This is a genomic window from Achromobacter sp. T5-5, assembly GCF_055397965.1.
The window spans coordinates 1,447,979-1,460,896 of the sequence record NZ_AP027919.1 but is presented as its reverse complement, the minus strand read 5'-3'; the positions used below and the strand labels follow the sequence as shown (position 1 = coordinate 1,460,896).

General features: G+C 68.7%; 13 protein-coding genes. 8 read left to right on the top strand and 5 right to left on the bottom strand.

All coding sequences use genetic code 11. The annotated features are described in order from the left end of the window. Positions 1-64 precede the first annotated feature (64 nt). A complete protein-coding gene (bioB, locus tag ACZ50Q_RS06540) occupies positions 65-1,078 on the top strand; it encodes a biotin synthase BioB (RefSeq protein WP_464080950.1) in 1,014 nt (337 codons plus the stop codon). Beyond that, positions 1,075-1,950, top strand: a complete 876-nt coding sequence (locus ACZ50Q_RS06535) for a DMT family transporter (RefSeq protein ID WP_076521766.1) — start codon at positions 1,075-1,077, stop codon at positions 1,948-1,950. Before bioB ends, ACZ50Q_RS06535 begins: the two co-directional genes overlap by 4 nt. A gap of 58 nt (positions 1,951-2,008) precedes the next feature. Here ACZ50Q_RS06535 and ACZ50Q_RS06530 read toward each other — a convergent pair whose 3' ends face one another. Both ACZ50Q_RS06530 and ACZ50Q_RS06525 read right to left on the bottom strand, forming a co-directional pair. Continuing rightward, a complete protein-coding gene (locus ACZ50Q_RS06530; protein ID WP_464080949.1) occupies positions 2,009-3,418 on the bottom strand; it encodes an MFS transporter in 1,410 nt (469 codons plus the stop codon). An 85-nt stretch (positions 3,419-3,503) separates the two neighbouring features. Then, positions 3,504-4,007 carry a peroxiredoxin gene (locus tag ACZ50Q_RS06525; RefSeq protein WP_076516125.1) on the bottom strand — a complete coding sequence of 168 codons (504 nt, stop codon included), beginning with the start codon at positions 4,005-4,007 and terminating at the stop codon, positions 3,504-3,506. 251 nt (positions 4,008-4,258) lie between these two features. On the opposite strand from ACZ50Q_RS06525, the gene ACZ50Q_RS06520 reads away from it, so the two are divergent. Continuing rightward, entirely contained in the window at positions 4,259-4,681 is a 423-nt protein-coding gene (locus ACZ50Q_RS06520; protein ID WP_092582503.1) for a hypothetical protein, read from the top strand. A gap of 53 nt (positions 4,682-4,734) precedes the next feature. Here ACZ50Q_RS06520 and ACZ50Q_RS06515 read toward each other — a convergent pair whose 3' ends face one another. Beyond that, the gene (locus ACZ50Q_RS06515) at positions 4,735-5,613 is read right to left on the bottom strand and encodes a dienelactone hydrolase family protein (protein ID WP_464080948.1); all 879 of its coding nucleotides are present in this window, start codon (positions 5,611-5,613) and stop codon (positions 4,735-4,737) included. Between the two features lie 67 nt (positions 5,614-5,680). Further along, a complete protein-coding gene (locus ACZ50Q_RS06510) occupies positions 5,681-9,205 on the bottom strand; it encodes a DUF748 domain-containing protein (protein ID WP_464080947.1) in 3,525 nt (1,174 codons plus the stop codon). A 167-nt stretch (positions 9,206-9,372) separates the two neighbouring features. Here ACZ50Q_RS06510 and moaC point away from each other — a divergent pair, with 167 nt between their 5' ends. From moaC to ACZ50Q_RS06485, 5 genes are read left to right on the top strand one after another with little or no spacing between them, the layout of a single operon-like run. Beyond that, positions 9,373-9,861, top strand: coding sequence for a cyclic pyranopterin monophosphate synthase MoaC (moaC, locus tag ACZ50Q_RS06505; RefSeq protein WP_464080946.1), 489 nt, complete (start codon positions 9,373-9,375; stop codon positions 9,859-9,861). Beyond that, positions 9,842-10,093 (top strand): MoaD/ThiS family protein, encoded by a 252-nt coding sequence (locus ACZ50Q_RS06500; protein ID WP_092582499.1) that lies wholly within the window; start codon positions 9,842-9,844, stop codon positions 10,091-10,093. Before moaC ends, ACZ50Q_RS06500 begins: the two co-directional genes overlap by 20 nt. Before the next feature lie 4 nt (positions 10,094-10,097). Continuing rightward, positions 10,098-10,580 carry a molybdenum cofactor biosynthesis protein MoaE gene (locus ACZ50Q_RS06495; protein ID WP_092582498.1) on the top strand — a complete coding sequence of 161 codons (483 nt, stop codon included), beginning with the start codon at positions 10,098-10,100 and terminating at the stop codon, positions 10,578-10,580. Continuing rightward, positions 10,577-11,098, top strand: a complete 522-nt coding sequence (moaB, locus tag ACZ50Q_RS06490; protein WP_464080945.1) for a molybdenum cofactor biosynthesis protein B — start codon at positions 10,577-10,579, stop codon at positions 11,096-11,098. Before ACZ50Q_RS06495 ends, moaB begins: the two co-directional genes overlap by 4 nt. 3 nt (positions 11,099-11,101) lie before the next feature. Beyond that, positions 11,102-12,307: a molybdopterin molybdotransferase MoeA gene (locus ACZ50Q_RS06485; RefSeq protein ID WP_464080944.1), complete on the top strand. Its 1,206-nt coding sequence runs from the start codon at positions 11,102-11,104 to the stop codon at positions 12,305-12,307. On the opposite strand, the gene mobA is transcribed toward ACZ50Q_RS06485, so the two are convergent. Further along, positions 12,292-12,888 carry a molybdenum cofactor guanylyltransferase MobA gene (gene mobA, locus ACZ50Q_RS06480; protein WP_464081957.1) on the bottom strand — a complete coding sequence of 199 codons (597 nt, stop codon included), beginning with the start codon at positions 12,886-12,888 and terminating at the stop codon, positions 12,292-12,294. The genes ACZ50Q_RS06485 and mobA overlap by 16 nt on opposite strands. Positions 12,889-12,918 lie beyond the last annotated feature (30 nt).

The following is a 12,918-nucleotide window of genomic DNA, read 5'->3' as shown; positions in this document are numbered from 1 at the left end:
CCGCCGATCCAGCCCCTGGCCCCGCCAGCGGGCGCGAATCGAACACGAACGAAGGAGCCAAACCTTGCAGACCGCGTATATCCCCGTCCCGACGGCGCCCAAGCGCCAGACTGCCCCGGCATGGACCGCCGACGACATCCTGGCGCTCTACGCGCTGCCGTTCATGGACCTGCTGCATCGGGCGCAGCAGACGCACCGCGCCCATTTCGACCCCAACGTCATCCAGCTCTCCAGCCTGCTGTCGATCAAGACCGGCGGCTGTCCGGAGGACTGCGCCTACTGCCCGCAATCGTCGCACTACGACACCGGCGTGGACGCCGACAAGCTCATGCCGCTGGCGGACGTGGTGGCCGCGGCGCGCGCGGCGCAGGCCAGCGGCGCGCAGCGCTTTTGCATGGGCGCCGCGTGGCGCAGTCCCAAGCCGCATCACCTGGATGCCGTGGCCGAGATGGTCAGCGCGGTCAAGGCGCTGGGCCTGGAGACCTGCGTGACGCTGGGCATGCTGCGCGACGGCCAGGCCGAACAGCTCAAGCACGCCGGGCTGGACTACTACAACCACAACCTGGACACCTCGCCCGAGTTCTACGGCAAGATCATTTCGACGCGTACCTACAAGGATCGGCTGGACACGCTGGACCGCGTGCGCGATGCCGGCATCAGCGTGTGCTGCGGCGGCATCGTGGGCATGGGCGAATCGCGCCGCGAGCGCGCGGGCCTGATCGCACAGCTGGCCAGCATGGAGCCCTACCCCGAGTCCGTGCCGATCAACAACCTGGTGCAGGTCGAAGGCACGCCGCTGTCGGGCGTGCAGGCGCTGGATCCGTTCGAGTTCGTCCGCACGATCGCCGTGGCGCGCATCGCCATGCCGCGCGCCGCCGTGCGGCTGTCGGCCGGGCGCGAGGCCATGGACGACGCGCTGCAGGCGCTGTGCTTCATGGCCGGCGCCAACTCCATGTTCTACGGCGACGCGCTGCTGACCACGGCGAATCCGCAGATCGAGGCCGACCAGCGCCTGCTGGAGCGTCTGGGCATGCGGGTCGATGCGGCCGGCCACGGGGAGATCGAATCATGCCGTTGACGCCGGGCCTGATGTATCTGGCGGCCAGCGTCGCGTGCAGCGTCACCGTGGCGGTGATGCTCAAGCTGGCGCGGCGCTGGCAGGTGGACGTGCGCCAGGCCATCGCCATGAACTACGCCGTGGCCGCCCTGCTCTGCTGGCTGGTGCTGCGTCCCGATCCCGCCCGCCTGCTGGCGCCCCAGACGCCCTGGATGGTGCTGGCGGCGCTGGGCGTGCTGCTGCCCAGCGTGTTCCTGGCGATGGCGGCGGCGCTGCGGCACGCCGGCATCGTGCGCAGCGACGCCGCGCAGCGCCTGTCGCTCTTCATTCCGCTCCTCGCGGCCTTCCTGTTTTTTGGCGAGCCGGTGACCGGACGCAAGCTGGCGGCGATCCTGCTGGCCTTCACCGCCCTGTTCTGCCTGCTGCGCCAGCCGCCGCGCATCCGACTGTCCGAATCCACCGCGGCGCAAGACCGGCGCGCGATGTGGCTGTGGCCGCTGGTGGTGTGGGCGGGCTATGGGGTGATCGACATCCTGTTCAAGCAGCTTGCGCGCGCGGGCACCGCGTTCTCGGGCGGCCTGCTGGTGTCGTTCCTGATGGCGGGCGCGCTGATGCTGGCCTATCTGCTGTGGCGCCGCGTGCGCTGGCAGGGACGCCATCTGGCCGCCGGCGTGGCGCTGGGACTGGCGAACTTCGGCAACATCCTCACCTACGTCCGGGCGCACCAGTCCTTGCCAGACCATCCGGCGCTGGTTTTCGCATCGATGAACATGGGGGTGATCACGCTGGGCACCCTGGTGGGTGCCCTGGCCTTTCGCGAACCGCTGACGCGCGTGAATGGGCTGGGCATCGCGCTGGCGCTGTCCGCCATCCTGCTGATGACGCCCTGGTGAAGCGCTGGTGACGGCCCCGTGGCAATGATGCCGCTGGCGATGCCCGAGTGAGGGCGGATCAGGTGCCCGTGCGGACCTGCCGCTCGGGTTCGGCCTCGGTTTCGACGTCGGCCACGGGATCCGGCGCCGCCTCGGCCGCCTGCGCATCGGCCGGCGCCGGGTCGCCCACGGGTTCGGGCGGCGCGGGCGCCGCGGAGGGATCGGGCTGCACCATTTCCATGGCGATGTCGTTCTCCGGATCCACCCGCGGATCCAGCACCGCGGCCGCCGGCGAGCTCTGGAGCGTATCGGGCATGGGCACGAAATGCGTCGGCGCCTCCTGCACCTGGTGCGCGCCGGTGACGCGCGTGGGACGCACCTGCCAGACCAGGATCACGGCGCAGGCCGAGATGAACACGTAGTACATGCTGGGACCGCCCCACGACATCATCACGCCCGCGATCATCGGCCCCAGGCACGCGCCCACGCCATAGGTCATGAGCAGCACCGCCGACAGGCTGACGCGCCGCTCGGACTCGACGTGGTCGTTGGCAAACGCCGCGCCCAGCGGATAGAGCGTGAACTGCAGGATGCCGAAGACGCAGGACATGGCGACCAGCGCCCAGAACGGCAGCGCGATCCAGCCCCACATGACGGTGGGCAGCAGGACCAGCAGCAAGGCATTGAAGCGGATGAGGCCCGCGCGGTTGATGCGGTCGGACAGCCAGCCCATGGGCCACTGCGACAACAGCCCCGCCGTGACGGCGGCCGCGACAAAGACGGCGGCCTGCGACGTGGACAGCCCGTGCTTGGCGCCGTAGACCGCGGCCAGCCCGTAGAAGGCGCCCGACAGGTTGCCCGCCACGAACAGGACCGTCATGGAGAGCGGCACGCGCCGCATGAAGAACCGCACGTCCAGGGGCGCGGGCAAGGGCGTGGGCGGGTGCGACCGGGCCGTGACGGCCAGCGGCACCAGGCACAGCACCAGGCACATGGCCACCAGGGTCAGCGGTCGCAGATCCAGCGTGGCGTAGGCCGTGAGCGCCAATTGTCCGAGCACCGTACCCAGTCCGGAGACGACCATGTAGACGGAGAACACACGCCCGCGCTGGTGGTTTTCGGTCTGTTCGTTGAGCCAGCTTTCGATGACCATGAACTCGGTCACCATGACGATGCCGGAGATGATGCGAAACACCAGCCACATCGGCATGGAGTCGACCAGCGTCTGCGCCAGGATCATGCTGGTGGCGATGGCCGCGCACGCGACGAACGCGCGGATGTGGCCGACGCGGATGATGAGCTTGTGCCCGAGGCGCGCGCCGCACACGAGGCCGAGGTAGTAGCCGGCGATCAGGACGCCGATCCACACTTCGCTGACGGACTGCGCGGTCAGCCTCAGGCCCATGTAGGTGTTGAAGAGACCCGTGCCGATGAGCATCAGCAAGGTCGCGAAATAGAGCGACGAAAACGAGGAAATCGTGGAGAGCATGGCGTCGACAACCGCTGCTGGCGCTGGCGCGGCGGGCCGCCGGGGCGGCCCGCGCGTCACGCGGTAAAACGGGGAACTGCGGGGATCAGGCTTGCGAGAGCATCGTGGCCGCGTCGCTGACTTCGAACTTGCCAGGCGCTTCCACGTTGAGCTGCTTCACGACGCCGTCGACGATCAGGGCGGAGTAGCGCTGCGAGCGCACGCCCATGCCGCGCTGGACGAGGTCCAGTTCAAGGCCGAGTTCCTTGGTCCACAGCGCGGAGCCGTCGGCCAGCATGCGGACCTTGCCTTCGGTCTTCTGTTCGCGTCCCCACGCGCCCATGACGAACGCGTCGTTGACGGACACGCACCAGATTTCGTCGATGCCCTTGGCCTTGAGGGCGTCGGCCTGTTCGACGTAGCCCGGCAGGTGCTTGGCCGAGCAGGTGGGCGTGAAGGCGCCGGGCACGGCAAAGAGCGCGATGGTCTTGCCGCGGGTCAGGTCGGCGACCTGGAACGCGTTGGGGCCGAGCGAGCAACCGGCGGTTTCGGTCTCGATGAATTCGGTCAGCGTGCCATCGGGCACGCGGTCGCCGACTTTGATCGTCATGTAGATCTCCAAGGTAAAGGGGGGCAATGCATTGAGGCAAGAGCGCCTCACAGCCCCCATCATAGTTCGTGCGCGGCCGGCCTGCTGCCTTTGGCGGCGGGGGAAAAGAAGATGAACAGTCTGAAACGACTCCACACCGCGCCCACACGAGCCGGAAACGCCCGCTTGCCATAATCGCGTGGTAGAGAGACATCGCCCGCCGCCGCCGCGAAAGGCCGTGTGCCGCGCCGGGCCTCACCGGGAGACCTTCGATGCGCAAGATCCTGACCGGGCTGGCATGGATGCTGGCCGCCGCCGCCCCGGCCTGGGCGGCTCCGGACGCCGCCGAACAGGCCCAATACGATTCCTTCGTCATCGCGGCAGGCGCCTCCAATGGCGCGGCGCGCGCGTGCGGGGCATCCGAACCCGACCTGGCGCAACACCAGGACACGGCGCGCAAAAACCTGATGCGTTATGCCGACGAGTACCAGTTCGCGGCCGGCAACTATGACGCCCTGTTCAAGCAGGGCCAGGCCGAAGGCAAGACGATGATGGACGACATGAAGCGTTCTGGCGTCGACGGGTGCCGGGGCGTGCTGGGCGGCTTCCAGAGCGAGCGGGTCATGACGTACGAGGGCATGAAGCGGGGTTTTGCGGAGGTTGGCGACGGGCTGCCGGGGGAAAAGGCGCGATAGCCCCGCGGGCGCGGCGCCCGTGCCCCGGCACGCGCGCCACCCCGTTTTCCGACTTACAGGCCGTGCTGCTTGAACCAATCCAGCATGCGGGTCCAGGCCTGCTCCGCCTCTGACTTGCGGTAAGAGGGCCGGTAATCCGCGTGAAAGGCGTGCGGCGCGTCGGGGTAGATGTCGATGCGCGACGCCTTGGCGGCCGCGGAGCCCTTGGCCAGTTCCACACGCATGCGGTCCACGTCGGCCTGCGAGATGCCGGCATCCTTGCCGCCATAGGCGCCCAGGACCGGGGCCTTGAGGTCATTGACGATGCCCAGCGCGGACTTGGGCTTGAGCTCGGTGGGTTCGCCCGCCAATTGGCCGTACCAGGCGGCGCCGGCCTTGAGCCGGGGGTTGTGGGCGGCATAGAGCCAGACCTGGCGGCCGCCCCAGCAGAAGCCCAGGATGCCCAGCCTGTCGGGGTTGCCGCCGTTGGCGGCGGCCCAGGCGGCGGTGGCGTCCAGGTCGGCGATGACCTGTTCATCCGGGACCTTGCTGACGACTTCCGCCAGCAGCCGCGGGATTTCGGTGTATTTGGACGGGTCGCCCTGGCGCGCGTACAGTTCCGGCGCGATGGCGAGATAGCCCCGGTGGGCCAGACGGCGGCAGACGTCCTGGATGTACTCATGCACACCAAAGATTTCCTGCACGACAATGAGCGTGGGCAGGTTCTTCTTGCCCTCGGGCGCGGCGCGGTAGGCGGGTATCTTGCCGTCCGGCGCCGGAATGTCGATCTTGCCGGCCACGAGGCCCTTGGCGTCCGTGGCGATGGCGGTCTGCGCCACCGCCGGTCCTGCCGCCAGCGAGAACCCCGCCGCCACGGTGGTGGCAATGAAGCCTCGCCGGTCCAGCCGCAAGGGCGGGAGCAGGCTGTCGAACTGCGCGTCCTGGTCTTTCATCGAGCATCTCCTGGAAAAAGCGGGCGCGGCAGGGACGCGCCTCGCGCCCCGCCTGGGCCTGCCGAGTTCACTTCAGGGAGAAGTCCACGCGCGAGGGTTGCCCCTCGTCCTTGATGCCATCGGCGTCCAGCTGCGGCGCAACGATGAACACGCGATCCGCGAGTCCTTCCTGGGCTTGCAACTTCTCATAAACCGCCTGCGCGCGGGCATCGGCCAGTTGGCGCAGTTGTTCCTCGCCGACCGGGGCCGCGGCGCGCAGCATGGCCTCCATCTGCGCGGCCGGAACGGATTTGGCCATGCCGATGAAATTGCGCGGTTTGTCCTTGAGGTCGGTGTCATCGTAGACCGCTTCGAGGTATTTGGGGCGTTCGGCGCCCGACACCTCGACGCCCGCCGGATTGGGCTTCTTGCCTCGCGGCGCGACGTCGGCGGCCTTGGCGGCGCGGATCCGGGCGTCGACCCAGGCCTGCCGCAGGCCTTCGCCGTCGGTCTTGGGGTCCGCGCGGCCGCTGATGTCCATCTTCAGCGCCGGCCGCTCGGTCAGCGCCTTGATGAGCGTGTCGATGCGCTGCTGCGAGTCGTCGGTGAGGACGGCGCTGCCCGGCGCGAATTCGACGTAAGACAGCTCTTCGCCGCTGCCGAACGCCGAGGCCAGCAGGCTGAAGGGCGAAGTCACCGCCTTGACCACCAGGTTCATCAGCACGCGCACCACGATTCCGCCGACGGAGAATTCGGGGTCGTCCAGCGAGCCGGAGATCGGCAGGTTGATGTCGATGTTGCCGCGCGAGTCCTTCAGCAGCGCGACGGCCAGCAGCACCGGCAGCTTGGTGGCGTCGGGACTGTTGGTCTTGTCGCCGAACGTGAGCTGGTTGAGCACCACATGGTTGGTGGCCTGCAGGGCGCGGTTCTTGATTTTGTATTCCAGGTCGACCGACAGCTTGCCGCGCTTGATGGGATAACCCACGTACTTGGCCGAATACGTGTTGAACCGCGGCAGGTCGACGCCCTTGGCCGACGCCTTCAGGTCCAGCGACAGGTATTTGGCGAACGGCTGCACCACGCCGCTGATGGACAGCGGCGCGGTCGTGTACACCCGTCCCGTGACCTTGACCTTGGCGGGCTGCGGATTGGTGGAGGACACGGCGGAGATGCCGCCCTCGATGCTGGACAGCTCGGCCACGTAATTGGGCTTGACGAAGCGGTCGGTGAAGGTCATGCGGCCGCGGGTCAGCGTGACACTGTTGACCGAGATGTCGGGCATGGAAGCGGCGCCGCTGCCCTTGGCGGAGGCGGTGGGCGCTGGCGGCGGTTCGGCGCTGCGGCCGGGCGTCTGCGTGTCCTGCGTGATGGAGCCGCCGGCCTGGCCGGGCGCGGCCACCAGGTCCATGACATTCAGCCGGCCTTGGGCGTTGAGCAGGATGCGGCCATAGAAATCTTCCAGGGCGATGTCGCCCAGCCGGGCGACGATCCGGTCGCCTGCTACGGCGATGTCCATGCCGGTCAGGCCCAGGCGTTTCCAGTTCAGGAAGTCGTCCTGGTTCACGCGGTCCTGGAGGTCCAGGTCGGTCACGTCGACGGCGCCTTTCCAGGCGGCCTTCATCGGCGCCGCGCCCGAGGCGGCGGCGAATTCGGCGTTGCCTTGGGCGCCCAGCGTGACGGCGCGGACGGTGGCGTTCAGGCTGGAGGCGAAATACGGCGCAAACGAGGCGACGTTCAGCCCCGAGAGGGCCACGGACGTCTTGAGCGTGAGCGGCTGCGGGGTCAGCACGCCCTTGAGGTCCAGCTTGCCGTTGCCCTGGATGCCGGCCGCGGCCAGCGTGAAATTGCTGGGGCCCGGCCCGAGGGCGAGGCGGTCGGCCGTGACGCGCAGGCTTTGCAGGGCAACGTCCAGCGCGGGCCGGAGCGATTCGTCGCGGGCCTTGAATTGCGTGAGGTCGGCCTGAACGGCCGTGGCGGACGCATCGACCGCGCCGCCCTTCTCGCGCACGTGGACCTGCGCGGTGGCGGCCAGCCGGCCATCGAGCAGCGTGACCGGGGCCGCGCTGCGCACGGCCGGCGCCAGCGGCGCCAGCGCCACATTGCCCAGCCGCACGTCCATGTCGAGCGACAGCGGCTTGATCACCAGCGGCCCCTTGGCGCGCAGCCAGCCGCCGTCGGCGCTGTTGTCCATGGTCAGCCACAGATTGATGGGCCGGTCCGGCTGCTGCGGCAGCTCCACGCCTTCGACGGTGGCGGCCAGGCCGGTCATCACGTAGTCCAGCTTGCTGATCGCGTCGGCGACGTAGACCTCGCCTTCATGCAGGTTGAAGGCGTCGAGCGTGACCTTCCATTCGGCGGGCGCGGGGGGGTCTGCGGCGGGGGCTGCGGCGGGACCTGCGGGGGGGACTGCGGACGGGTCCGCGGGCGGCGCAGCGACGGAGGCGGGATCGGCGGGCGCCGGCGGCTCGCCAGCGGCCCTGGGCTTGAGCCCGCTTGCCTTGCGCATTTCGTCCCGCAGCGGCGTGGCGGCCGGTTCCACGCCGCCCAGCGCCTTCAGCCCGGCGACGACGTCCTGCCAGTTGAGGTTGGCATTGGCCTGGCGCCGCACGTGGACCTGCGGCGCCCACAGGCCGATTTCGCCGATATACACCTGGCGGGCGATCGGCTCCAGTTCCAGCCGGCTGACGGTCAACGCGCTCCAGGCCGCCAGGTCCCCGCCGGCCGGATCGCGCAGGTCCAGGCGGCGCAAGCCCACGTCGCCGACGATGCGGATCTTGGGCGGCGCGTCCTTGGGCTGCTCGAAGACGACCTGCAGGTTCGAGTCCAGCAGCGCGCTTTGCACCTTGAACGGCAGCGGCATGGGCCAGACGTCGGCCCACTTCTCCAGTTGCAGGCCATCGAAGGCCACGCGCAGCGTGGACGAGGGCACCACGTCGAACGGACGCGCCACGCCGGTCAGGTCGAAGGGACTGCCGTTGATGCGCAGATGCAGGCGCGGCTGCACGTCGATGTCGGTGGCGTAGCCGAAGGTGGAGATGAACGGCACGCCGATGGTGAACTCGTCCACGACCTGCTTGCGCCCGGTGACCTTGTCGTCCAGCGTGACGGTGCCGTCCTCGATCACCATGTTGTTGAGCGAAAAGCGCGGCAGACCTTCGTCCGGCTTGGGCGGCTCGTCGGGCTTGGCGGCCGTCAATTCGGCCACGCGTTGTTCTATGTCAGAGAAATTGAACCGCAGGACGTCTTCGCGGACGATGGCGATGTTAGGCTGGCGCAGCGTCAGACGGTCGACCACCGGCGCGAACCAGAACAGCGAGGTCCACGATGCGCTGGCATCCAGTTCCGCCAGGGTCATGAGCGGCGTCTGCGCGCCGGGCTGGGCCACGGCCAGGTCTTGCGCGCGGACGGTCAGCGTGAAGGGATTGAAGGTGATCTTGCCGACGGACACGTCGCGTCCGATCATCTTCGAGACATCGTCGGTCAGGACGCCATGCAGGACCTTCGGGACCTGCCAGGCGGCAACGCCAAACAGTATCAGCACGAACGCCACAATACCCAGGAGAATCTTGCCGGCGCGTCGGGTGATCCGTAGCTTGGGCATCCGCACGGGCATCGAAAGTCTCCTGAACCAAATTGAAGGCGATTTTCGTCCTTCCACTGACTACAGGCGCGATTGTCGCGCCCCCTGTACTGCTCGTCTATCATAGGCGTAACAGCGGTCCCGCCCGGCCTGCCGGGCCCCGCCCTTTTCATTCATTAACAATTCTTGGTCCCGATTCCATGTCCACGTCCACCCCCACCCTGAGCCACCTGGACGAAGCCGGCCAGGTCCGCATGGTCGACGTCATTGCCAAGACGGACACCGAGCGGGTGGCGGTCGCCGCCGCCAGCATCCGCATGAACGCCGTGGCCTATGGCCTCTTGACCCAACCGGGCCAGGGCAAGGGTGAAGTGCTCAACACCGCGCGCGTGGCCGCCATCCTGGCCGCCAAACGCTGCGCCGACACGATCCCGCTGTGCCACAGCCTGCCGCTGGCCTTCGTCGGCGTGGAGTTCTCGCTGGACGACGCCGAGCATCGCATCGACATCCTGGCCACGTGCCGCACCAGCTACAAGACCGGCGTCGAAATGGAAGCCATGATGGCGTGCAGCGTTGCGGCCCTGACCATCTACGACATGTGCAAGGCCGCCGACAAGGGCATCGTGATCGAACAAGTTCGCCTTAAGTACAAGGCGGGAGGCAAAAGCGGTGAATGGCGCAACGATTAACCTTCTGTACTTCGCGCGCGTGGCCGAACTGGTCGGCAAGCGCGCCGAGTCCTGGCCCCTCTCGGGCGAATCCACCGGCGCGCAGTTGCTCGCGGCGCTGGGTGAACGCTATCCCCAGCTTGAACCGGCCGCGCGGCTGAAACTGGCCATCAACCAGACCCACGCCAAGCCGACCGCGCCCATCCGCGCGGGCGACGAGGTCGCCGTGTTCGAACCGGTCACCGGAGGCTGACGCCATGATCCGCGTGCAGGAAGCCGACTTCGACGCCGCCGCGCTGACCGCGGGGCTGCGGGAATCCGCCGGCCCCGGCGTGGGCGGCATCGTGACCTTCGTGGGCTACGTGCGCGATTACGCGCCGGACAGGCCCACCGACACGCTGTTTCTTGAACACTACCCGGGCATGTGCGAGCGCGAGCTCGAGGACATCGCCGCCACGGCCCGCGCGCGCTGGAACCTGGCCGGCACCGTCATCGTGCACCGGGTAGGCGCGCTGCATCGCAACGCGCAGATCGTGTTCGTGGCGGCGGCCAGCGCCCATCGCGGCGACGCCTTCCGCGGCTGCGAATACATCATCGACGCGCTCAAGACGCGCGCGCCCTTCTGGAAGCGTGAAACCCTGGCGGGCGGCAGCAGCTTCTGGGTGGAACAGCGTCAATCCGACCAGGACCGCACCGATTCCTGGGATGAAGACACCGCCGACAAAAAGGAGAATCCATGAACGAAGCCAACCCGGTCCCGCTGGGCTGCGGCGTACTGACGGTCAGCGACACCCGCAGCGCGGGCGACGACACCTCGGGCAATCTGCTGGCGCACAGCCTGGCGCAGGCCGGCCACCAGTGCGTGCGGCGCGACATCGTGCGCGACGACATCTACCAGATCCGCCGCGTCATCAGCGACTGGATCGCCGATCCCGAGGTGCAGGTCATCCTGACCACCGGCGGCACGGGCTTCTCGCATCGCGACTACACGCCGCAGGCCATCACGCCGCTGCTGGACCGCGAGATTCCCGGCTTTGGCGAACTCTTCCGCCAGATCTCCTACACCGAGATCGGCAGCTCCACGATCCAGTCGCGCGCGTTCGCGGGCTCGGCCAACAACACCCTGATCTTCTGCCTGCCCGGGTCCAACAACGCCTGCGAGACCGCCTGGGCGCAGATCCTGCGCGAGCAGCTCGACAGCCGCCACGGCCCCTGCAATTTCGCCTCGCACTTCAAAAAACGCGTAGAAGAAGCCTGACCCATGCTGGATTTCGATCAAGCCCAGACCCTGCTGGCCAATGCGGCCGGCCCCCTCCCACGCACCGAACACGTCGAACTGGCGCAGGCCTGCGGCCGGGTGCTGGCCAGCCACCTGGACGCCACGGTGGACATCCCGCCGGCCGACAACAGCGCGATGGACGGCTATGCCCTGCGCCTGGCCGACTGGACCCCGCAGGCCCGCCTGCCGATCCAGCAGCGCTGCTACGCGGGCGACGTGCCCGAACCCCTGAAACCCGGCCACGCGATCCGCCTCTTCACGGGCAGCGTGATTCCCGCGGGCGCGGACGTGGTGGTCATGCAGGAAGACGCCGTCGAAGCCGACAACCAGGTGCAGATCTCGCGCGAACCCCGGCCGGGCCAGCACATCCGCCGCCGCGGCGAGGACACCATGGCAGGCGCCGCGCTGCTGCCGGCGGGCACGCTGCTGCAGGCCGCGCACGTCGCGCTGCTGGCCTCGCAAGGCATGGCGGCCGTGCCCGTCTACGGCCAGCTTCGCGTCGGCATCCTGACCACCGGCGACGAACTGGTCCAGCCAGGCCAGCCGCGCGCCACCGAACAGATCTACAACTCGAACGGGCCGATGCTGGCCGCGATGGTGCGCGGCATGAGCGCCGAGCCCGTCCACGTGCTGCACGCCCGCGATACCGAGGCCGATCTGCTGCAGGCCTTCAAGACGCTGCTGGCCGATTGCGACCTGGTCCTGAGCGTGGGCGGCGTGTCGGTGGGCGAACGCGATCTCGTCAAGCCGGCCCTGGCCGCGCTGGGCGGCGAGCTGTCGCTGTGGAAGGTGCGCATGAAGCCCGGCAAACCGGTGGCGCTGGCGCAGATCGACGGCAAGCCCGTGGTCAGCCTGCCGGGCAATCCGGTGTCGGCCTATGCCGTGTTCGCCACGCTGGTGACGCCGCTGATGCGCCGCATGCAGGGCCGCGAAGCGATCTTCCCGCCGATTAGCCACCTGCCGCTGCGCACCGCGCAACCGCGCCAGGATAGCCGCGAGGAATTCCTGCGCGTGCAGTGCCGCGTCGCGGACGACGGCGGCAGCGAGCTCGCGCCCTACGGCCACCAGGGGTCGGGCGTGATCAGCTCATTGCCGTGGGCCACCGGGCTGGCGCGCCTGCCGGCGGACGTGCCGGTGCGGGACGGGGACCGAGTGGCGTACTACGACCTGCGTCACTGGCTGGCGTAGCGTTCGGCCTGCGCCAGGTCTTCTGGCGTGTTGACGTTCATGAAGGCATGGGGCGGCGCGTCGTCGAACAACACTTGGACCGCGCCCGTCCTGGCCTGCCACAACCCCACCTTGCGATCGCCGCCTTGCAGGTAGGCCAGCAGTCCTGGGCGCAGCGACGTGCGCAACGCCATGCAGGCCGAATGCCGCTGGCCGTGCGCCACGGCATAGGCCATGGGCGAATGCGCCGCGAGCGCCGCGCCGATCAGGCGGCTTGCCATGTCGGCGGGCAGGAACGGCGTGTCGCAGGGCGCGACGACCAGCCATTGCGGCGTGGAGAGGTTCGACGCGGCAACCCCCGGCTCGAATGCACGCTGCCGGCATACGACCTGCAACGCCGCCGCGATTCCCATCAGCGGCCCTTGCCAGGCGCCCAGCCCGGGATCGCCGTCGGCCACGACCTCGCCGTAGCGCCCATAGCGGTCCGCGTGGCGATTTGCGCTGATGATGAGGCGGCCCACCTGCGGCGCGAGACGCCGCGCGACGTGCGCGACCATGGGTTCGCCGTGCAGCACGACCAGTCCCTTGTCCTGGCCATTCATGCGCGAGCCCTGCCCGCCCGCGAGGACCAG